This is a genomic window from Allobosea sp. GW821-FHT09G06, assembly GCF_059416005.1.
Genome location: NZ_JBWKOI010000001.1, coordinates 775,124 through 795,444, shown reverse-complemented (window position 1 = coordinate 795,444; position 20,321 = coordinate 775,124). Strand labels below are relative to the sequence as shown.

16 protein-coding genes are annotated in these 20,321 nt (G+C 66.9%); 9 read left to right on the top strand and 7 right to left on the bottom strand.

Going from position 1 to position 20,321, the window contains the following annotated elements; translation table 11 throughout:
• The first annotated feature begins 40 nt into the window (after positions 1–40).
• Genes AC07NY_RS03825 through AC07NY_RS03815 form a run of 3 tightly spaced genes read left to right on the top strand, consistent with a single transcriptional unit; the run spans position 41 to position 3,913 of the window.
• Positions 41–2,749, top strand: coding sequence for a DUF4118 domain-containing protein (locus AC07NY_RS03825; RefSeq protein WP_494581939.1), 2,709 nt, complete (start codon positions 41–43; stop codon positions 2,747–2,749).
• Positions 2,746–3,438: a response regulator transcription factor gene (locus AC07NY_RS03820; RefSeq protein WP_494581937.1), complete on the top strand. Its 693-nt coding sequence runs from the start codon at positions 2,746–2,748 to the stop codon at positions 3,436–3,438. Before AC07NY_RS03825 ends, AC07NY_RS03820 begins: the two co-directional genes overlap by 4 nt.
• 28 nt (positions 3,439–3,466) lie before the next feature.
• The gene (locus tag AC07NY_RS03815; protein WP_494581936.1) at positions 3,467–3,913 is read left to right on the top strand and encodes a PTS sugar transporter subunit IIA; all 447 of its coding nucleotides are present in this window, start codon (positions 3,467–3,469) and stop codon (positions 3,911–3,913) included.
• On the opposite strand, the gene AC07NY_RS03810 is transcribed toward AC07NY_RS03815, so the two are convergent.
• Positions 3,886–4,881 carry a LysR family transcriptional regulator gene (locus AC07NY_RS03810; protein WP_494581934.1) on the bottom strand — a complete coding sequence of 332 codons (996 nt, stop codon included), beginning with the start codon at positions 4,879–4,881 and terminating at the stop codon, positions 3,886–3,888. The genes AC07NY_RS03815 and AC07NY_RS03810 overlap by 28 nt on opposite strands.
• A 110-nt stretch (positions 4,882–4,991) precedes the next feature.
• Between AC07NY_RS03810 and AC07NY_RS03805 the strand changes: the two genes are divergently transcribed.
• From AC07NY_RS03805 to AC07NY_RS03795, 3 genes are all read left to right on the top strand, one after another.
• A complete protein-coding gene (locus tag AC07NY_RS03805; RefSeq protein ID WP_494581932.1) occupies positions 4,992–5,828 on the top strand; it encodes an alpha/beta hydrolase fold domain-containing protein in 837 nt (278 codons plus the stop codon).
• Between the two features lie 52 nt (positions 5,829–5,880).
• Positions 5,881–7,080, top strand: coding sequence for an efflux RND transporter periplasmic adaptor subunit (locus tag AC07NY_RS03800; RefSeq protein ID WP_494581930.1), 1,200 nt, complete (start codon positions 5,881–5,883; stop codon positions 7,078–7,080).
• A 159-nt stretch (positions 7,081–7,239) separates the two neighbouring features.
• Complete coding sequence (locus AC07NY_RS03795) at positions 7,240–10,419, top strand: efflux RND transporter permease subunit (RefSeq protein ID WP_494581928.1); 3,180 nt, start codon at positions 7,240–7,242, stop codon at positions 10,417–10,419.
• A 56-nt stretch (positions 10,420–10,475) separates the two neighbouring features.
• On the opposite strand, the gene AC07NY_RS03790 is transcribed toward AC07NY_RS03795, so the two are convergent.
• The 5 genes from AC07NY_RS03790 to AC07NY_RS03770 form a co-directional block, all read right to left on the bottom strand.
• Positions 10,476–11,345: an ABC transporter permease gene (locus AC07NY_RS03790; protein WP_492285320.1), complete on the bottom strand. Its 870-nt coding sequence runs from the start codon at positions 11,343–11,345 to the stop codon at positions 10,476–10,478.
• 165 nt (positions 11,346–11,510) lie between these two features.
• Positions 11,511–12,557, bottom strand: coding sequence for an ABC transporter substrate-binding protein (locus AC07NY_RS03785; protein ID WP_492285321.1), 1,047 nt, complete (start codon positions 12,555–12,557; stop codon positions 11,511–11,513).
• A 37-nt stretch (positions 12,558–12,594) separates the two neighbouring features.
• The gene (locus AC07NY_RS03780) at positions 12,595–13,653 is read right to left on the bottom strand and encodes an ABC transporter ATP-binding protein (RefSeq protein WP_494581925.1); all 1,059 of its coding nucleotides are present in this window, start codon (positions 13,651–13,653) and stop codon (positions 12,595–12,597) included.
• Positions 13,654–13,674: 21 nt separating this feature from the next.
• Positions 13,675–14,490, bottom strand: coding sequence for an ABC transporter permease (locus AC07NY_RS03775; protein ID WP_494581924.1), 816 nt, complete (start codon positions 14,488–14,490; stop codon positions 13,675–13,677).
• A gap of 159 nt (positions 14,491–14,649) precedes the next feature.
• Complete coding sequence (locus tag AC07NY_RS03770) at positions 14,650–15,885, bottom strand: metal-dependent hydrolase family protein (protein ID WP_494581923.1); 1,236 nt, start codon at positions 15,883–15,885, stop codon at positions 14,650–14,652.
• Between the two features lie 218 nt (positions 15,886–16,103).
• On the opposite strand from AC07NY_RS03770, the gene AC07NY_RS03765 reads away from it, so the two are divergent.
• Both AC07NY_RS03765 and AC07NY_RS03760 read left to right on the top strand, forming a co-directional pair.
• Positions 16,104–17,213, top strand: a complete 1,110-nt coding sequence (locus AC07NY_RS03765) for a CaiB/BaiF CoA transferase family protein (RefSeq protein WP_494581922.1) — start codon at positions 16,104–16,106, stop codon at positions 17,211–17,213.
• 264 nt (positions 17,214–17,477) lie between these two features.
• Positions 17,478–18,221, top strand: coding sequence for an aspartate/glutamate racemase family protein (locus AC07NY_RS03760; protein ID WP_494581920.1), 744 nt, complete (start codon positions 17,478–17,480; stop codon positions 18,219–18,221).
• Between the two features lie 10 nt (positions 18,222–18,231).
• Here AC07NY_RS03760 and AC07NY_RS03755 read toward each other — a convergent pair whose 3' ends face one another.
• Entirely contained in the window at positions 18,232–19,143 is a 912-nt protein-coding gene (locus tag AC07NY_RS03755) for an NAD(P)-dependent oxidoreductase (protein ID WP_494581918.1), read from the bottom strand.
• Between the two features lie 101 nt (positions 19,144–19,244).
• Between AC07NY_RS03755 and AC07NY_RS03750 the strand changes: the two genes are divergently transcribed.
• Positions 19,245–20,315 (top strand): LacI family DNA-binding transcriptional regulator, encoded by a 1,071-nt coding sequence (locus AC07NY_RS03750; RefSeq protein WP_492285328.1) that lies wholly within the window; start codon positions 19,245–19,247, stop codon positions 20,313–20,315.
• The last annotated feature ends 6 nt before the right edge of the window (positions 20,316–20,321 follow it).

Below are 20,321 nucleotides of genomic sequence, written 5' to 3'. Positions count from 1 at the left end.
GGCGGCGCATGAGGCGCCGCCGCTTTCCCCTGCGGACCGCATGACCATCGCCGACAGCCATCGCGAGACGAGAGGCAGGCCCTCGCCGGAGGCGCTACTGGCCAGCGCCCAGCGCGAAGGTCGCGGCCGTCTGAAGATCTTCCTCGGCGCGGCGCCCGGCGTCGGCAAGACCTACGAGATGCTGACCTCCGGCCGCGCCCGCCGGGCCGAAGGGGTCGATGTCGTGATCGGTGTCGTCGAGACCCATGGCCGCAGCGAGACGCAAGCGCTGGTCGACGGCTTCGAGATCGTCCCGCGCCGGCTCGTCGACTACAAGGGCCGCGCGCTCGACGAGATGGACCTCGACGCGATCCTGACGCGCCGCCCGGCCCTCGTCCTCGTCGACGAGCTCGCCCATACCAACGCGCCCGGCAGCCGCCATCCCAAGCGCTATCTCGATGTCGAGGAATTGCTGTCGCGCGGCATCGACGTCTACACCACGCTCAACATCCAGCATGTCGAGAGCCTGAACGACGTCGTCGCCCAGATCACGCGCATCCGCGTGCGCGAGACCGTGCCGGATTCGATCGTCGACCGCGCCGACGACATCGAGATCATCGACCTGACGCCGGCCGACCTGATCAAGCGCCTCGAAGAGGGCAAGGTGTATCTCGGCAAGACCGCCAAGCGCGCCGTCGCCAATTATTTCTCGCCGGGCAACCTGACGGCCCTGCGCGAACTCGCCTTGCGCCGCACCGCGCAGCGGGTCGACGACCAGCTCCTCAGCCATATGCAGGAACACGCCATCTCCGGCCCCTGGGCGGCGGGCGAGCGCATCCTGGTCTGCATCGACGATAGCGCCGGGGCCCCTGCCCTCATCCGCCATGCCAAGCGGCAGGCCGACCGCCTGCGCGCGCCCTGGAGCGCGCTCTATGTCGAGACGCCGCAGGCCGCGGCCTTGTCCGAGCCAGCCAAGACGCGGATCGCCAATGCGCTGAGGCTCGCGGCACAGTTCGGCGCCGAGGCGATCACCCTGCCCGGACAGGATGTGGCTGGCGAGATCCTGCGCCATGCCGCCGCCGGCAACGTCACCCAGATCATCGTCGGCAAGCCGGCGAAGCCGCGCTGGCGCGAATGGCTCAGGGCCTCCGTCTCGCATGAACTGATCAATCGCGCCGGCGATATCGGCGTGCATGTCGTCGCCTTGCGGGAACAGCCGCCGGAGGCGGATGCCGGCGTCTCGGCCATCGGCAAGCCCGGCTTCGCACCAAGGCCTTATCTCGCGTCGGCGGCCTATGTCGCGGCCGCGCTAGGCGCGGCCGAACTGCTCAGCCAGATCATGGACCTGCGCAATATCGCGCTGGTCTTCCTCACCGCGGTGCTCGCCTCGGCCGTGACAACGGGCCTTGGGCCGGCCCTCTTCGCCTCGCTCCTGAGCGCGCTCGCGCTGAACTTCTTCTTCATCCCGCCGCTTTACACGCTGACGATCGCCGATCCGGAGAACGTCGTCGCGCTCGGCTTCTTCCTGCTCGTCGCGCTGATCGCCTCGAACCTCACCGCCCGCGTCCAGCGTCAGGCCAATGCCGCCCGCCAGCGCGTCCGCACCACCGAGGACCTCTATCTCTTCTCGAAGAAGCTCGCCGGCACCGGCACGCTCGACGACGTGCTCTGGGCCAGTGCCTTCCAGATCGCCTCGATGCTGCGCCTGCGCGTCGTCATCCTGATGCCCGAGGATGGAACGATCGCGGTCCGCGCCGGCTACCCACCCGACGACACATTGGTCGATGCCGATATCGCCGCCGCGCGCTGGGCCTGGGAGCACGATCGCCCGGCCGGGCGCGGCGCCGACACCCTGCCCGGCGCGAAACGGCTCTATCTGCCCCTGCGCACCGGCCGCACCGCGATCGGCGTCATCGGTCTCGACGATGACAAGGAAGGCCCGTTGCTGACGCCCGAGCAGCAGCGCCTGCTCGATGCGCTGGCCGATCAGGCCGCCGTCGCCATCGAGCGCATCCAGCTCGTCGCCGATGTCGACCGGGCCAAGCTTGCGGCCGAGGCCGACCGCCTGCGCTCGGCGTTGCTGAACTCGATCTCGCATGACCTGAAGACGCCGCTGGCCTCGATCATGGGCGCAGCCGGAACCTTGCGCGACTATCGCAACGCCCTGCCTGAGGACGACCGCACGGCCCTGCTCGCGACCGTGATCGACGAATCCGAGCGCCTCAACCGCTTCATCGCCAATCTCCTCGACATGACCCGGATCGAATCCGGCGCGATGGAACCGAATGCGGCCCTGGTCGATGTCGCCGATGTCGTCGGCAGCGCTTTGCGCCGCGCCAGCAAGATCACCGCCGGCCACCCTATCGAGACCGCCCTGCCCGGCGACCTGCCGATGCTCAGGCTCGATCCCGTCCTGTTCGAGCAGGTGCTGTTCAACCTGCTCGACAATGCCGCGAAATATGCGCCGACAGATAGCGCCATCGCCATCCGCGCCCGGCAGGACGGCCGCGAGGTTCTGGTGACGGTGACCGACGAGGGGCCGGGCCTGCCGCCCACCGATCTGGAGCGCGTCTTCGACAGCTTCTACCGCGTCCGCAAGGGCGATCAGGTCCGCGCCGGAACCGGGCTCGGCCTCGCCATATGCCGCGGCTTCGTCGAGGCGATGGGCGGTACGATCACGGCGGCGAACCGTGCGGATCGCAGCGGCGCGGTCTTCACCATCCGCATGCCGGCCGAAAGCCAGCTGAAGCCATTGGAACCACAATCATGACGGCAACGGACATCAAGGTGCTGGTCGTGGACGACGAGCCGGCGATCCGCCGCCTGCTGCGCGTCGGCCTCTCGACCGAGGGCTATGCCATCCGCGAGGCCGCGACGGCAGGCGAGGCGATCGAACGCATCGCCGAGGACTTGCCTGACCTCGTCATCCTCGATCTCGGACTGCCCGACATGTCCGGCCAGGAGTTGCTTCAGAGATGGCGCGCCGAGGCGTTGGCCCTGCCGATCGTCATCCTGTCGAGCCGCACCGACGAGGCTGGTATCGTCGAAGCCTTGGAGAACGGCGCCGACGACTATGTCACCAAGCCCTTCGGCATGAAGGAACTGGCGGCGCGCCTGCGCGTCGCGCTGCGCCACAAGCTCCAGCAGCAGGGCGAGAAGCCGGTCTTCCAGACCGGCGAGCTCTCGGTCGATCTGGTCAAGCGCATCGTCAGGCTGGGCGAGCAGGAGGTGAAGCTTTCGCCCAAGGAATACGACATCCTGCGCATCCTCGTGCAGCATGCCGGCAAGGTGCTGACCCATCAGTTCCTGATGAAGCAGGTCTGGGGCGCCTCGGCCGATGTCCAGTACCTGCGCGTCTACGTCCGGCAATTGCGCCAGAAGATCGAGCGCATCCCCGACCAGCCGCAATACATCACCACCGAGACCGGCGTCGGCTACCGCCTGCGCGAAGCCGAATGAGCCCTGCCGCAAGGCGCAAGACCGACCCATGATCCCATCCGACATCATCCGCCCGCGTTCCATCGTCAGGCTCGCCGCCGCGAACAAGCCGGCCCTGTTTAGGGCGCTTGCGAAGAAGGCGGCCGAGCAGCTCGCCTTGCCCGAAGCCGTGATCCTCGACGCACTGAACCGGCGCGAGACGCTCGGCTCCACCGGCGTCGGCGGCGGACTGGCGATGCCGCATGCACCGGTCGAAGGCCTCGCCGAGCCCTTCGGCCTATTGGCGCGATTGGAGAAACCCGTCGCTTATGAGGCGATCGACGGCGCGCCGGTCGATCTCGTCTGCATGGTGCTGACGCCGGTCAACGGCGGCAAGGGCCGCATCGATGCGCTGGCCTGCATCGCCAAGCGTCTGCGTCCGCAGGACATCCGCGACCGCATCCGCAACGCCGCGGGCGGCGAGGACATCTACGCGCTGCTGCTCGACGAGAGCTGATCGACCTTGGCCGGGACCGGCACGGAGGACAGGATCGTCGGCTTGCAACTGCCGCCGCGCGACAAGATGAACTCGTCTCGCGCGAACAGCTCCGCCAGCCAGTCGACGAAGACGCGCACCTTGTTGCTGAGGTGGCGGTTCGGCGGATAGACGATGTGCAGCGGCTTCGGCGCCGTGCACCAGTCCAGCAGCAGGGGCACGAGCCGTCCATCGGCGATCGGCACGCGGGCCATGAAGGTCGGCAATTGCATGATGCCCTGGCTGGCGAGCCCGGCCGCGAGATAACCCATGCCGTCATTGAGCGCGATCGCGTAGCGCCCGCTGACCTCGATCGTCTCGCTGAGGCTCTGGTAGACCAGCGGCAACACCCGACCACCGAGCGCCGGCCGATAGGCGACGATCTGGTGCCCATCCTCGATATCGCGCGGATGCAGCGGCGTGCCGTAGCGGGCGAGATAGTCCGGCGTCGCACAGGTGATGAGCTGCATCTCGCCGATCCGCCTTGCGATCAGGCTCTGATCGACGATCTCGCCGGCCCTCACGGCGCAATCAAGGTTCTCGCCGATCAGGTCGGCCGGCCGGTCGCTCAGGCCGAGATCGAGCTGGATGTCGGGATAGCGCCGCTGGAATTCATGCAGCGCCGGAATGATCACCGAGACCGCCAGCGAGGAGCTGCAATCGACCCTGAGCCGCCCGCTCGGCCGCGCCTGCGCCAGCGTGAGGCTGGCGTCGAGTTCGGAGAGCTCGTCGAGCAGGCGCAACGCCCGCTCGTAATAGGCCGCGCCGTCCATGGTCACGGTCACGCGCCGCGTCGTCCGGTTCAGCAGCTTGGCGCGCAGATGCGCTTCGAGCTGCTGGATCAGCTTGGTGACGGTCGGCTTCGGCATGTCCAGGAGATCGGCGGCACGCGTGAAGGTTCCGGTCTCGACGACCCGCACGAAGGCCCGCATCGCGGCAAGCTGGTCCATAAGCCCTCGGATTGTTTCCGTACGTGAACAATGAATAAGCAGATAGCGTATTTATTCCGAAATCTCGATTCACTATCTCGTGGTGCAACGCAACAGCGAGGGTTGAGTCCATGCCCGCGATCGCCGCGCAGAAACTGCAACCGGTTCTCTCCGTCTTCTGGCGTGAGGAGACCCTGAGCGCCCGTGGAGAGAGCTTCACCGGCCGCCTCTACGTTCCCGCCGAGGTTCCGGAGAATGCCGGGCTCGTGCTGCACCTGCATGGCGGCCACTTCAACAGCGGCTCGCCGGCCGAAGGGCAGGCTGTCGCCACGGCCTTGACCGAGGCCGGCGCGGTCGTGTTCTCGCTCTCCTATCCGCTCGCGCCGATCAAGCGCTTCCCCGAGACGCTGGAGCGCATCTATGCAGCGCTCGAGGCTCTTGCCAGGGGGCGCAATCGCTGGGCGACGCGCGGCGCGCCGCTCTACATCGCCGGTGAGGAAGCCGGCGGCAATCTCGCCGCGGCGCTCGCCATGATGGCGCGCGATCGCGGCGGCCCGGCACTCGCCGGCCAGATCCTGTTCTCGCCAATGCTCGATGCCTGCCTCGGCACGGCTTCGCTGCGCGGCGCGCAGGCCGGCCCGGTCGGCTGCCGCTGGGCCGATGGCTGGACCGATTATCTCGGCACGCCCGAGCGCGCCGCCCACCCTTACGCCGCCCCGCTTCAGGCAACGCGCCTCGCCGGCCTGCCGCCGGCCCTGCTGATCAGCGGGCAGGACGATCCGATGCGCGACGAAGCCGCGCAATACGCAGATCGTCTCGGCCAGGCCGGCATCGCCGTCCGCCATGTCGAGTTCACCGCGCCGACGCGCTGGCCGCAAGCCTATGCGGATGCGGCCGAGGAAGGCTCCTGTCTCTGCAAGAGCTGCGGCGAGATCGCCGCCTTCTATGAACGGACCGCGCCCTCCTAGCGGCCCGCCCCTTTTCGAACACCCCAACGCATTTCCAAGGAAGGACCGACCCATGATTCCGGGAACGAACCGTCGCGGCCTTTTGGCCGGCCTCACCGCCTCCGTCGCATTGACCGCCATCACGGTCTTCGCATTGTCCGGCACCCGTGCGCAGGGCGACACCGCCCCTGCCGCCCCGCCCGCCGTCCCCGTCTCAGTCGCGACCGTCGAGGCGCGCGACATCGTGCCCTGGGCCGAATTCTCCGGCCGGCTGGAGGCGATCGAGCGCGTCGAACTGCGCTCGCGCGTCGCCGGCGTCGTCGAGGCCGTGCATTTCCGTGAGGGCAACCTCGTGAAGCAGGGCGAGCTGCTCGTCAGCATCGACCAGGCGCCTTATCTCGCCGATCTCCAGCGGGCCGAGGCGCAGGTGCAGGGCGCGAAGGCACGCGTCGCCCTTGCCGAGAACGAGAACGAGCGCGGCCAGCAATTGCTGGCGACCCGCAACCTCTCCCAGCGCGACGTCGACACCCGCGTCAACAACCTGCGGGAGGCGCAGGCGAACCTCCAGGTTGCCGAGGCGGCGCGCCGCACGGCGCAGCTCAACCTCGACTACACGCAGATCCGCGCGCCGATCAGCGGTCGCATCGGCCGGCTCGACGTCACCGTCGGCAACCTGATCGCGGCCGGCGGGCAGGTGCTGACCTCCCTGCTCTCGGTCGATCCGATCTATGCCGCCTTCAATGCTGACGAGCGCAGCGTGCTCGACGCGCTGGCCTCGCTGCCAGACGGCTCGCGGGCGCTGGAGCAGATCCCGGTCCGGCTCACCACCGCGACGGCGCAGGCCGCGCAGTTCAGCGGCAAGCTGCATTTCGTCGATAACGGCATCGACGGCGCCAGCGGCACGGTCAGGGTGCGCGCGAGGCTCGACAATCCCGACGGCAAGCTGATGCCCGGCCAGTTCGTCCGGGTCCAGCTCGGGCAGGCCAAGGCCGAGCAGCAGCTCGTCATCAACGAGCGCGCCGTCGGCACCGACCAGAACAAGAAGTTCGTCTTCGTCGTCGGCGATGACGCCAAGGCGGCCTGGCGCGAGGTCTCGCTCGGCGCCGCCCATGACGGCCTGCGCGTCGTCAATGCCGGCCTTAAGCCGGGCGAGCGCATCATCGTCAATGGCCTCCAGCGCGTGCGGCCCGGCGCGACCGTCGCGCCCGAGCCGGTGCCGATGGCCGAAAAAAGCGAACTGAAGAAGCCCGCGACCGAACTCGCGCAACGCTGAAAAACACAGCCGTCATTCTCGGGCGAAGCGGAGCGCAGACCCGAGAATCTCAGGCAGGATGAGGCTGAAAGAGCCTCCTTCGGCAGGAGATGCTCGGGTCAAGCCCGAGCATGACGGCGTTTTTCGTCCAATGACCTATCCGCTCCGAAGGGGCGCACAATGAACCTCTCGAAATTTTTCATCGACCGGCCGATCTTCGCGGCGGTCCTCTCCGTCCTGATCTTCCTGGCAGGGCTGCTCTCGATCAGGGCCTTGCCGATCTCGGAATACCCGGAAGTCGTCCCGCCGACCGTCGTCGTGCGCGCGCAATATCCCGGCGCCAGCCCGCGCGTGATCGCCGAGACGGTGGCAACACCGATCGAGGAGCAGATCAACGGCGTCGAGGGCATGCTCTACATGTCGAGCCAGGCGACGACCGACGGCGTCATGACGCTGAACGTCACCTTCCGCCTGGGCACCGATCCGGACAAGGCCCAGCAGCTCGTGCAGAACCGCGTCAGCCAGGCCGAGCCGCGCCTGCCCGAGGAGGTCCGCCGGCTCGGCGTCACCACGGTCAAGAGCTCGCCGGACCTGACGATGGTGGTGCACATCACCTCGCCGAACGGCCGCTACGACATGACCTATCTGCGCAACTACGCGGTGCTGAACGTCAAGGACCGGCTCGCCCGCATCGACGGCGTCGGCCAGGTCCAGCTCTTCGGCTCCGGCGATTACTCGATGCGCGTCTGGCTCGACCCGCAGAAGGTCGCCGAGCACGGCCTCTCGCCCGGCGACGTCGTGCGCGAGATCCGCGCCCAGAACGTCCAGGCCGCGGCCGGCGTCATCGGCGCCTCGCCGAACGCGCCGGGCCTCGATCTCCAGCTTTCGGTGAACGCGCAGGGCCGCCTCCAGAACGAGGAGCAGTTCGGCGAGATCATCGTCAAGACGGCTGCTGATGGCGCGGTCGTCCGGCTGAAGGACATCTCCCGCATCGAGCTCGGCGCCGCGGATTATGCGCTGCGCTCGCTGCTCAACGGCAAGTCGGCCGTCGCCGTGCCGGTCTTCCAGGCGCCCGGCTCGAACGCCATCGCGATCGCCGACCGCGTTCAGGAGACCATGCGCGAGATCAAGCAGAACATGCCCGAGGGCGTGGACTACTCGATCGTCTACGACACCACCCAGTTCGTCCGCGCCTCGATCAAGGCCGTCATCACGACCCTGCTGGAGGCGGTGGCGCTCGTCGTGCTCGTCGTCATCGTCTTCCTGCAGACATGGCGCGCCTCGATCATCCCGCTCGTCGCCGTGCCCGTCTCGGTCGTCGGCACCTTCGCGGTGATGTATCTCCTGGGCTTCTCGATCAATGCGCTCAGCCTGTTCGGGCTGGTGCTCGCCATCGGCATCGTCGTCGACGACGCGATCGTCGTGGTCGAGAATGTCGAGCGCAATATCGAGAACGGCCTCTCCCCCCGCGAAGCCACCTACAAGGCGATGCGCGAGGTCTCCGGCCCGATCATCGCGATCGCGCTGGTGCTGGTCGCGGTCTTCGTGCCGCTGGCGTTCATCTCGGGCCTGACCGGCCAGTTCTACCGCCAGTTCGCGCTGACCATCGCGATCTCGACGGTGATCTCGGCGATCAACTCGCTGACGCTGTCGCCGGCTCTCGCTGCGCTGCTGCTGAAGGGCCACCACGCCCCCAAGGACGCGCTGACCCGCTTCATGGACAGGCTGTTCGGCTGGTTCTTCCGTGCCTTCAACCGCTTCTTCAATCGCTCGTCCGAGGCCTATGGCGGCGGCGTGCGCCGGGTGATCTCGCATCGCGCGATCATGCTCGCGGTCTATGTCATCATGCTCGGAGCGACCGGCGTGCTGTTCAAGGCGGTGCCCTCGGGCTTCGTCCCCGGCCAGGACAAGCAGTATCTCGTCGGCTTCGCCCAATTGCCCGATGCCGCGACGCTCGACCGGACGGAGGACGTCATCCGCCGCATGGACGAGATCGCGCTGAAGCATCCGGGCGTCGAGAACGCCATCTCCTTCCCCGGCCTCTCGATCAACGGTTTCACCAACTCGTCGAATTCCGGCATCGTCTTCGTCGGCCTGAAGCCCTTCGACCAGCGCAAGGATCCGTCCTTGAGCGGCAACGCCATCGCGATGCAGCTCAACAAGGAATTCTCAGGCATCAAGGAGGCCTTCATCGCGATGTTCCCGCCGCCGCCCGTGCAGGGCCTCGGCACCATCGGCGGCTTCAAGCTGCAGATCGAGGATCGCGCCGGCCTGGGCTATGCCGCGCTCGACGAGGCGACCAAGGCCTTCATGGGCAAGGCCGCGCAGGCGCCTGAGATCGCCGGCATGTTCTCGAGCTTCCAGGTCAACGTTCCGCAGCTCTATGCCGATATCGACCGCACCAAGGCCCGCCAGCTCGGCGTGCCCGTAACGGAGGTCTTCGACACGCTGCAGACCTATCTCGGCTCGACCTATGTCAACGACTTCAACCGCTTCGGCCGCACCTACACCGTGCGTGTCCAGGCCGATGCGCCCTTCCGTGCTCAGCCCGAGCATATCGGCCAGCTCAAGGTGCGCTCGACCTCCGGCGAGATGATCCCGCTCAGCGCGGTGCTCAACGTGCGCACCGATTCAGGGCCGGAACGCGCCATGCGCTATAACGGCTTCCTCTCGGCCGACATCAATGCCGGCGCGGCGCCGGGCTTCTCCTCGGGACAGGCGCAGGAGGCGGTGGAGCGCATCGCGAAGGAGACGCTGCCCAAGGGCTTCGCCTTCGAATGGACCGAGCTGACCTATCAGGAAATCCTGGCCGGCAACTCGGCGGTGATCGTCTTCCCGGTCGCGATCCTGCTGGTCTTCCTGGTGCTGGCGGCTCAGTACGAGAGCATGACCCTGCCGATCGCGATCCTGCTGATCATCCCGATGGGCCTGCTCGCGGCGCTGACCGGCGTCTGGCTCTCGGGCGGAGACAACAACGTCTTCACCCAGATCGGCCTCGTGGTGTTGGTCGGACTATCCGCCAAGAACGCCATCCTGATCGTCGAATTCGCGCGAGAGCTCGAATTCGAGGGCAGGACGCCGGTCGAGGCCGCGATCGAGGCGAGCCGCCTGCGCCTGCGTCCGATCCTGATGACTTCGCTCGCCTTCGTGATGGGCGTGGTGCCGCTGGTGATCTCGACCGGGGCCGGCGCCGAGATGCGGCAGGCGATGGGCATCGCGGTCTTTTCCGGCATGATCGGCGTCACCGCCTTCGGCATCTTCCTGACGCCGGTCTTCTACGTGCTCATGCGGAAGCTGGCGGGCAACCGCCCGCTCGCCCGGCACGATATCGAGCCGCCGGTCCTGCAGGCCGCCGAATAAAGCAAGTTAGAAACCGCCTCCGGCCACTGGCCGGAGGCGGTTTCGCCTTGGCCGTCTCAGCGATAGCGCCGCTGCACGGTGAGGTGGGCGATCATGGTGAGCAGGATCGTCGCGGTCATCAGGATGAAGGAGATCGCGCCGCCGAAGGGCCAGTTGTTCTGCTGCGCGAACTGGCCATAGACCAGCGGCCCCATCATCTGGAATTTCGGCCCGCCCAGCAGCACCGGCGTGGCATAGGCGTTCATCGCCAGGATGAAGGTCAGGATCGTGCCGGCGAGGATGCCGGGCAGCGCCAGCGGCCAGAGCACGCGACGGAACATCGCCGCGGGGCCGGCGCCAAGGCTGAAGGCGGCCTCCTCGACATTGCGCGGGATGCCTTCGATCACGCTCTGCAGCGTCAGCACCATGAAGGGCAGGTTGACCGCGATGATGCCGATCAGCACGGCATTCTCGGTGTACATGATCTCCAGCGGCTGATCGATCAGGCCAAGCCCCATCAGCGAGGCGTTGAACGCGCCCTTGCTGCCGAAGAGAGTCATCCAGCCGGCGGCGCGCACCGCATTGCCGACGAAGAGCGGCAGCACCACCGCGATGACCATCAGGTTCTTGAAGCGGCTTTGCGTGCGCGCCAGCACATAGGCGAGCGGGAAGCCCATGATCAGGCAGGCCAGCGTGCAGATCACCGCGACGCGGACCGTGCGGGCGAGCACGTTGAGATAATAGGCGTCGGTGAAGAACTTGACGTAGTTCTCGATCACCAGCGCATCGACCATGAACTGGCCGGGCACGAACTTGTTGAGCGAATAGCGGAACAGGATCGCCAGCGGCCCGATCAGCATGAGGGCGACGAAGAGCGTCGCCGGCACGACGAGCAGGCCGGCGAGCTTGGTGCGGGCGCCGGCGACGGCTTCGGGAGCGGCGCTCATGAACCGCTCCCCCTGGAGACGCCTCTGGCATGGTTCGACCGTTCGCCAGCGCGAGCCGGATGGCGCGGCTTTCGAGAACCGGCGCGCAGCGGACATCCGTCCGTGAGCACCGGAAGCGCAGAAAGCCGCGTCAGGCGGCCGCGATGGTCGGACGGGCGAGCCATGTCAGCCCTTGAAGACCTTGTCCCACCATTCCTTCATCGCCGCGTCGTTCTTGGCGAGGAAGGCGTAGTCGAGGTCTTTCAGGGTCTTCTCTTCCTCGGGCGTGAAGCCGATGCGCTTGTGCAGCGCCGGATCGACATTGAGGCCGGTGACGGTGCCGTTATAGCCCATGTCGACCGCGAAGGCCTCCTGCGGCGCCTTGGCCAGCATCGCGTCCATATAGGCGTAGGCGTTGTCCTTGTTCGGCGCGTTCTTCTGGATCACGAAACCCGAGACATAGGTCGGGATGCCCTCGATCGGCGAGACCGCCTCGCAGGGGATGCCGGCATTCTGCCACTGCACGACGCGGGCCTTCCAGATCGCGCTGATGCCGACTTCCTCGTTCTTCATCGCCTGGGCGAAGGCCTCATTGGTCGGATAGACGCGCGCGCCGGCCTTCTTGACCGCGAGCAGGACCTCCTTGGCCTTCTCGATGTCGTTCATGTCCTTGCCGTCGGTTGCGGCCATCGAGGCCGCGATGAAGATCGACTGGTACTGGATGTCGATGAAGCCGATCTTCGAGCCCCATTTCGGGTCGAGCCAGTCCTTGAAGCCCTTCGGCGCCGGCGAGATGATCTTGGGATTGTAGATCACGACGTTGCCCGAATAGATGTGCCCCATGCCATAGGGGTACTTCATCGTCGGCAACAGGTTCTTGGCGTTCGGCAACTTGGAATAGTCGATCTGTTCGAGCACGCCGGCTTCGTTCATTTCGTACATGTTCGCGGCCGACAGGCCCTGGATATCGACCGTGCCGCGCGGCAGGCGCCGCTCGGCGACCATCTTGGCGCGGCGCGGCGCGTCGCCGGCCTGATCCTGCACCACTTCGAGCCCCTTGGGCTTGAGGATCGGGTCCTCGATATTCTTGGTCAGAAGCCGCGCGTAGTCGCCACCCCAGGTGCCGACGACGACGCGTCCGCCGGATTGGGCGAAGGCCGGCATGCCGGTCGCGGTGGCGAGCGCCGCCGCGCCGACGCCTTTCAGAAGATCCCGCCTGTCGAATGAAGCCATGGTATTCCCCTCGTTTTTGGACGCCGATTGGGAGCTTTCAGGCCCCTTGCGGATAGACGAGCCCGGCGCTTTCGGCCCAGCCTATCGTGATGGTTTCGCCCGGCTGCGGCTCAGTGAGCCCCACCCGGTTCGGAATCTGCAGGATCATGCGATCCTGCTCGTTGAGCGCGACCTGCACGTCAAGCAGCGCGCCGAGATAGGAGGCATGCTCGATCCGGGCCGGAAAGCGGTTGGCCAGCCCCTCGGCCTCAGCCCCAACGACGATCCGCTCGGGCCGGAGTGCCAGCGTCGCCGGTCCACTCGCGGCAGCGGCGGTGCAGGCAATGTCGAGCCCACCGCCGGTGCGGAACCGCCCCTGCCCCGTGACCTGCCCCTCGATGAAGGCGCTGCGCCCGATGAAGCCAGCGACGAAGCGATCGGCCGGCTTCTCGTAGAGTTCGCGCTGGGTGCCGATCTGGCGCACTTGCCCCTTTTCCATGACGACGAGGCGGTCCGCCATGGTCAGCGCCTCTTCCTGGTCATGGGTCACCATGATCGTGGTCAGGCCGAGCTTCTGCTGCAATTCGCGAATCTCGATCCGAACCTCAAGACGCAGCTTGGCGTCGAGATTGGAGAGCGGCTCGTCGAGCAGCAGCACCTTCGGCTCCATCGCCAGCGCGCGGGCGAGCGCGACGCGCTGCTGCTGGCCGCCGGAGAGCTGGCGCGGATAGCGCTCGTCGAAGCCGCCGAGCCGGACAAGCCTGAGCGCCTCGGCGACGCGCGGGCCGCGCTCGGCCTGCGGCACCTTGTGCATCTCCAGCCCGAAGGCGACGTTCTGCGCCACGGTCATATGCGGGAACAGCGCATAGCTCTGGAAGACCAGCCCGCAATGGCGCTTCCACGGCGGCAGGTTGGTGACGTCCTGCTCGCCGATGGTGATCGCGCCGGAGCTCGGAGCGATGAAGCCCGCGACCATGCGCAAGGTCGTGGTCTTGCCGCAGCCGGAGGGACCGAGCAGCACGAGGAACTCGCCATCGGCGACCGCGATGTCGACATCGTCGACGACCGTCAGCGCGCCATAGGTCTTCTTCAGATGCGAAATCGAGAGACGTGCCATCGTTAGGAACTTGCCATCCGTTCACACCACCCGGCTCAGTTTGACATAGCGATCGGTCACGATCATCGCGACGCAGATCAGGACGATCTGGATGAGCGAGGCCGCAGCGACCGTCGGATCGATCTTCCATTCGAGATACTGGAGGATCGCGATCGGCAGCGTCGTACGCCCCGGCCCGACCAGGAACAGGCTCATCTCGAGATTGCCGAACGAGGTCACGAAGCCGAACAGCGAAGCCGCGACGATGCCCGGCCGGATGCTCGGCAGCGTCACCCGCCAGAAGGTCGTGATCGGGCCGGCACCCAGATTCTGCGCGGCCTCCTCGATCGAGCGGTCGAAGCCGGCGAGGCTCGCCGTCACCAGCCGCACCACCCAGGGGATGACGACGAGCGTATGCGCCGCGACGAGGCCGGCGAGCGAGCCCATCACCGGCAATTGCGTGGCGATCTCGACCTCGATCTGGAAGACATAGGTCGCGGTGCCCAGCACGATGCCCGGCATCACCAGCGGCAGCAGCAAGAGCGTGCTGACGCCGCCTCCCAGCGGAATGCGATGGCGCACCAGCGCGAGGCTCGCCGGCACGCCGAGGAGAAGCCCGATCAACGTCGACGCGACGGCGACCTGGAGGCTCAGCATGAAGCCGTCGATGAAGGGCTTGTTGTTCGCCGCGGCGGCGAACCATTTCAGCGAGTAGCCTTCCGGCGGGAAGGAAGGAATCTCCTGCCGGAAGAAGGCGAGCCAGGTCACGAAGATCAGCGGCAGCAGGATGAAGCCGAGCGAGAGCGCGGCCGCACCGTTCAGCGCATAGCGCCCAAAGCGCTGCGAACCGGCGCTCACCCGGCGTTTTCCCGATGGCAGGCCGCTCCGGCTGCCTGCCGCTTGCTGTCCACTGTGAAAGCCAAAACCGTCCCCTCTTTTGTCAGACAGTTTGCGACGCCAGTTACAAACAGTGAAGCCCGCTTTTCCGTCATCGGCTGGCCGGCGCTTGGGCAGGCCTCAGTGCAGCGTGTTCTTGTGGAAGGCGCCGCCCTTCATGATCGCCGCCAGGTGCTTGCCCTGCTCCTGGAAGAGCGCAAGATCCTTCAGCGGGTCGCCGTCGACGAGGATGAGGTCGGCGAAGGCGCCGGTCTGAACCGTGCCGACCTTGCCTTCCATGCGCAGGATCTGGGCGCCGACCGTGGTCGCCGAGCGGATGATCTCCAGCGGGGAGAGCACCTCGCGGCGCAGCAGGAACTCGCGCGACTGCTCGCTCTGCAACTGGCCGAGCAGGTCCGAGCCATAGGCGACCGGCACACCGGCGCGCTTGCAGATTTCGAGGGAACGCAGGCCGCCATCGATGACGAGATCGTTCTTGGCCAGCATGTCGCCGGTCATGCCGAACTCGGCCGCCCGCTCCTTCATCGCGTAATAGGCGACGAGATTGGCGGTGAGGAACATGTTGTTCTCGGCCATCAGCTTGGCCGAGGCCTCATCGATCAGGTTGCCGTGCTCGATCGCGCGCACGCCGCATTGCGCCGCCCGCGTGATCGCCTCCGGCGTATAGGCATGGGCGCAGACATAGCGGCCGAAGGCCTTCGCCTCCTCGACGGCTGCCTTCACCTCGTCGACGCTGAACTGCATCGAATCCAAGGGATCATAGGGGCTGGCGACGCCGCCCGACATCATGATCTTGATATGGTCGGCACCGAGCCGCATCTGCTCACGCACCGACTTTCGCACCGAGGAGACGCCATCGGAAACGTTCATCGTATAGGCCATGGCGTTGCAGCAATGGCAGCGCGCGCCGAAATCGGTGCGCCGGCGCGGGTCGCTATGGCCGCCGGTCGGGCCGATCGCGGCACCCGCGATGAACAGGCGCGGCCCCGCGACATCGCCCTTCTCGACCGCTTCCTTGATGCCCCAGTCGGCGCCGCCGGTATCGCGCACGCTGGTGAAGCCGCGGTCGAGCATGCCCTTCATCAGCCGGACGGCGCGTGCCGTCATCAGCGTCAGCGGCATGCTCTCCATCGTCCGGATATAGACCTCGGACAGGAAGACATGGACATGGCTGTCGATCAGGCCGGGCATCAGCGTCCGGCCGCCGCAATCGATCACGTCGGCCTTGGCCAGTTTCAGCGGCTTCTCGGAAAGCTCGCGGATTTTGTCGCCCTCGACAACAAGCTCGTAGCCCTGGCGCAGCTCACCGAAACCGGGTTCGAGCAAAGCGAAGTTCTTGAAATGCAGCATCGTCATTCCCGCCTCCGAACATGCCTGTCAGCGAGCACCCGGCCCCGACAGCGATATAATATGCACGCAACATCCAAATTGTCGACAGTGCAGAAGCGCCTGATCTGGCGGTCGGAGAATATCCTTCGCCCGCCATCGATCTCGGGGCGGCTCTGCGGCGAGCGGCGTTGCGCCACCAGTCTATGACGGCTTCACTGCGGCTCGAACGGAGATTCGCACGCGCCATGCCAGGACCACTGGACGGGATCAAGATCGTCGACCTGACCACGATTATCGCCGGTCCCTATGCGACGCAGACGCTCGGCGACATGGGTGCGGATGTCCTCAAGGTCGAGCCGCCGGGCGGCGACATCATGCGGGCGCCCGGTCCTGCTCGTTCGCCCGGCATGGGCGCAGCCTTCCTCAATTGCAACCGCAACAAGCGCAGCATCGCGCTCGACATGAAATCGGCAGAGGATCTCGTCCGCCTCCGCGAATTCATCGCGGAGGCGGACATCTTCATCCACAACATGCGGATGGAGGCCGCCCGTCGCTACGGGCTCGATCCGGAGACGCTGCTCGCCGGCCATCCGCGCCTGATCTACTGCGCCATCGTCGGCTTCGGACAGGACGGGCCTTATCGCGACCGTCCGGCCTATGACGACGTCATTCAGGCCGCCTCGGGCTGGGCCGCACTGTCCCAGCGCAGCGGCGATGCACCGGCCTATGCGCCCACCATCGTCGCCGACAAGACGACTGCTCTCTTCGCCGTCGGCGCGATCAATGCGGCGCTCTATCACCGGGCGGTCTCGGGCGAAGGCCAGGCGATCGAGGTCCCCATGTTCGAGGCCATGGTCTCTTTCCTCGCGGTCGAGCATCTCGGCGGCCGCAGCTTCGAGCCCGCACTTGGTCCAAGCGGCTATTCGCGCGTCCTGTCGCGGCATCGCCGGCCCTATCGCACGGCAGACGGCTTCATCGCAGTGATGCCCTATACGGCGGCGCATTGGCACGCCCTGTTCGAGGCCGCCGGTCGCGATGACTGGGCCACGGAACCGGCGCTCAGTGACGGCGCAGCCCGCGCCGCGATGATCGACACGCTCTACGAGCGGCTGGCGGAGTGCCTGCTGCATCGCCCGTCGGCCGAATGGCTGGCGATCCTCGACCGGATCGACGTGCCCTGCTCCGCGATCAACACGCTCGACGACCTGCTGGACGACCGGCATCTCAAGGCGACCGGCTTCTTCGAGACGGTCGAGCATCCCGAGGAAGGACAGCTGGTCACGACGAAGCCGCCGGTCCGCTTCAGCCGGACGCCCTGTGCGATCACGAAGCAGGCACCGAGCCGGCCGCGCTGATCGCAGCTTTGTGCCAGCAAAGCCATCCGGTGCTTGCTGTCGACGCGGCGGAATGCGAGAACGCCGGATAGTGCGAACAAGGGCCGGCCGTGCCGGAATGGAAGCACTGTTTCTCCATTCCTCCGCTTGCGAGCCGAACGGCATATCTGCTGTTGATTTCGAACCGATGAGACACCGTTCGCTCCTGACAGCCGCTGCATGGCCATCGCCCGATCGGGCGGTCGACGGTGCCGCGCGGCTGGATCACGGATTGTGAGGCCTCGCTTGCGCATTCTCCTGCTCAACCCCAACACGATGCCGGAAATGACAGCTCTGGTGACCCGCGTGGTCCAGCCCTATCTGCCTGTTCAGGCCGAACTCGTGCCGGTGACGGGCCGCTTCGGAGCGGAATATATCGCCAGCCGCAGCGCCAGCGTCATCGCCGCCCACGCGGCGCTCGAAGCCTTCGCCGAACATGGCCAGGATTGCGACGGCGTCTATCTCGCCTGCTTCGGCGACCCCGGCCTGCTCGCGCTCAAGGAGATGGCGCGCATCCCGGTGATCGGCATGGCCGAGGCCAGCAGCCGCTACGCCGCCGAAAAGGCAGAGCGCTTTGCCATCGTCACCGGCGGCGAGCGCTGGGGCCCGATGCTGCATGAATTCGTCGGCTCGATCGGGCTGGGCAATCGCCTCGCCGCGGTCGAGACCGTCGCGCCGACCGGCGCCGATATCGCCCGCGACCCCGACGGCTCGATCGCCATGCTCGCGGAAGCCTGCCGCCGCGTCGCCAAACGCGACGGTGCGGGCGCGGTCATCCTCGGCGGCGCCGGACTCGCAGGCCTCGCGCCCCGCGTCCAACCCCATGTCGACGTGCCCGTGATCTGCTCGGCCGAAGCCGGCATCCGCATGCTGCTGGCCGAACTCGACCAGCCCCGACCGAAGCCGCAGGAGGGCGATCTCGCCCTGCCCGCGCCGGTCGCCAGTGCCGGACTCTCGGACGGCCTCTCCCGGTTGCTGGCGCAGCCCTGAACGGCGCGGATTAGCCCTTGCCGGCGAGCGAAGTGCCGTTCAGGCCCGCGATCCAGTCCGACAGCATCGGCACGTAATCCTCGCCCTTGCCGCTGGCGACGGCGGCGGCATAGCTGTTCTTCACGGCATTGCCGATCGGGTTGGCGACGCCAGCCTCGTTGGCCACGCTCTCCAGATAGCGCACGTCCTTCAGCGCGTTACTCAGCGTGAACTTGTGGGCGTCGCGGTCGCGCTCCAGCACGTATGTCATGAAGGTCTGGTAGAAGCCGCAATCCATGCGGCTGCCGCGGATGACGCTGTCGAAAGTCTGGGGCGTGATGCCGATCTTCTGGCCGAGCGTCAGCGCCTCGGCATAGATCGCGGCATAGCCCAGCGACAGGAAATTGTTGATCAGCTTCATCTTGTGGCCGTCGCCGACCGGCCCGAGATGCACGATCTTCTGCGCCCAGGCCTCGCAGGCCGGCTTGATCCGCGCGAAGACCTCGGGAGACGCCCCGATCATCGCCGAGAGCTGGCCGAGCGCGGCCTGTGCCGGCGTGCCGCCGAGCGGCGCGTCGGCAAGATGCAGGCCCTTCGCCTCCAGTTCGGCGGCGAGCTTCACCGTCACCGTCGGGTCGGAGGTCGAGCAATCGACGATCACCGTGCCCGGCTTCGCCCCGGCGATGATGCCGTTCTCGCCTCTCAGCACGGCTTCGACCTGGGGCGAGCCGGTCACGCACAGGAAGATGATCTCGGAACGCGAAGCGAGTTCCTTCGCCGTCTTCGCCTCAGTTGCACCAGCCGCAACGAGTTCCTCGACCGGCTTGCGGTTGCGGTGTCCCATCACGGTCAGCGGGAAGCCCTTGTCGACGAGATTGCGGGCCATGCCCTGCCCCATCAGGCCGACGCCGATGAAGCCGATGGACTCTTTGGTTGCAGTCATCTTCAAATTCTCCCGCTGATATGGTTGAGATGGAACCGGAAGTCGGCGAAATGGCCCGACCGGAAGCCGGCCGTAAGGCCCGCGCTCAGTGTGGACGAGTCATGACCGCCAGCGACCCGCCCGGGCCCCGCCAGCCCAACAGCCCGCCGCCAGCCGGCCGCGCCCGCGTGACGCTTCAGGTCATCGCCGAGCGTCTCTCGGTCTCGACCGCGACGGTGTCGCTGGCTTTGCGTGGCTCTCAGCTCGTCGCGGAGGCGACGCGCAACCGCGTCCGCGAGATCGCCCGCGAGATGGGCTACAGCTACAACCGCAGCGCCGCCTCGCTCCGCACCGACCGCACCAACATCATCGGCGTCGGCTTCCACGACATCACCAATCCCTATTTCGCCGAACTGCTCGCGGCGATCGAGGAGACCGCCGGCCGCTACGACCGCTCGATCCTGCTCGGCACCTATGCCGAGAACCTCGACCGGCAGCAGCGCGTGCTCGGCACGCTCGCCGAATACCGGCCGGACGGCATGGTCCTGTGCTCGGCCGGCGGCAGCACGGCGGAAAGCCTCAGCCCCCTGATCGATGCCGGCATCCCGATCGTCCAGCTCTCGCGCGAAATCCCCGAGCTCGACCTCGATTTCGTCGGCTCCGACGATCGCCACGGCACCAATCTCGCGATGGAGCATCTGATCGAGCTCGGCCATCGCCGCATCGCCTTCCTCTGTGCCAATGAGAGCATCTCGACCGGCCGCAACCGCTATGCCGGCTATCGCGACGCGCTCGCCCGCCATGGCCTGCCCTTCGACCCGGCGCTGGTCCATTTCGATTACGGCACCCGCGAGAACGGGCTGAAGGGCATCCAGAAAGTGCTCGACGCCCATGATCCGCCGACCGCCGCCGCCTGCATGAACGATCTCGCCGCCTTCGGCGCCATGCTCGGCCTGCGTCATCGCGGACTGGAGGCCGGCAGCGATTTCTCGATCGTCGGCTGCGACGACGTGAAGGAGGCAGCGCAGTGGTTCCCGGCGCTCACCACCATCTTCAACTTCCAGAACGACATGGGCGCCAAATCGGCCGAGTTCCTGCTGAACCGCATCGCCGACCCCACCGCCCCAAGGCAGCGCCTGCTGCTGACACCGGCGCTCCACGTCCGTGGAACGACCTGCCCGCCGCGGCGCTGAGCCCTG

Excerpts from the sequence above, each read along its gene's own strand:
- AC07NY_RS03825 (WP_494581939.1), top strand. The coding sequence starts at position 41 with ATGACCATCGCCGACAGCCATCGCGAGACGAGAGGCAGGCCCTCGCCG.
- AC07NY_RS03820 (WP_494581937.1), top strand. The coding sequence starts at position 2,746 with ATGACGGCAACGGACATCAAGGTGCTGGTCGTGGACGACGAGCCGGCG.
- AC07NY_RS03815 (WP_494581936.1), top strand. The coding sequence starts at position 3,467 with ATGATCCCATCCGACATCATCCGCCCGCGTTCCATCGTCAGGCTCGCC.
- AC07NY_RS03810 (WP_494581934.1), bottom strand. The coding sequence starts at position 4,881 with ATGGACCAGCTTGCCGCGATGCGGGCCTTCGTGCGGGTCGTCGAGACC.
- AC07NY_RS03805 (WP_494581932.1), top strand. The coding sequence starts at position 4,992 with ATGCCCGCGATCGCCGCGCAGAAACTGCAACCGGTTCTCTCCGTCTTC.
- AC07NY_RS03800 (WP_494581930.1), top strand. The coding sequence starts at position 5,881 with ATGATTCCGGGAACGAACCGTCGCGGCCTTTTGGCCGGCCTCACCGCC.
- AC07NY_RS03795 (WP_494581928.1), top strand. The coding sequence starts at position 7,240 with ATGAACCTCTCGAAATTTTTCATCGACCGGCCGATCTTCGCGGCGGTC.
- AC07NY_RS03790 (WP_492285320.1), bottom strand. The coding sequence starts at position 11,345 with ATGAGCGCCGCTCCCGAAGCCGTCGCCGGCGCCCGCACCAAGCTCGCC.
- AC07NY_RS03785 (WP_492285321.1), bottom strand. The coding sequence starts at position 12,557 with ATGGCTTCATTCGACAGGCGGGATCTTCTGAAAGGCGTCGGCGCGGCG.
- AC07NY_RS03780 (WP_494581925.1), bottom strand. The coding sequence starts at position 13,653 with ATGGCACGTCTCTCGATTTCGCATCTGAAGAAGACCTATGGCGCGCTG.
- AC07NY_RS03770 (WP_494581923.1), bottom strand. The coding sequence starts at position 15,885 with ATGACGATGCTGCATTTCAAGAACTTCGCTTTGCTCGAACCCGGTTTC.
- AC07NY_RS03765 (WP_494581922.1), top strand. The coding sequence starts at position 16,104 with ATGCCAGGACCACTGGACGGGATCAAGATCGTCGACCTGACCACGATT.
- AC07NY_RS03755 (WP_494581918.1), bottom strand. The coding sequence starts at position 19,143 with ATGACTGCAACCAAAGAGTCCATCGGCTTCATCGGCGTCGGCCTGATG.
- AC07NY_RS03750 (WP_492285328.1), top strand. The coding sequence starts at position 19,245 with ATGACCGCCAGCGACCCGCCCGGGCCCCGCCAGCCCAACAGCCCGCCG.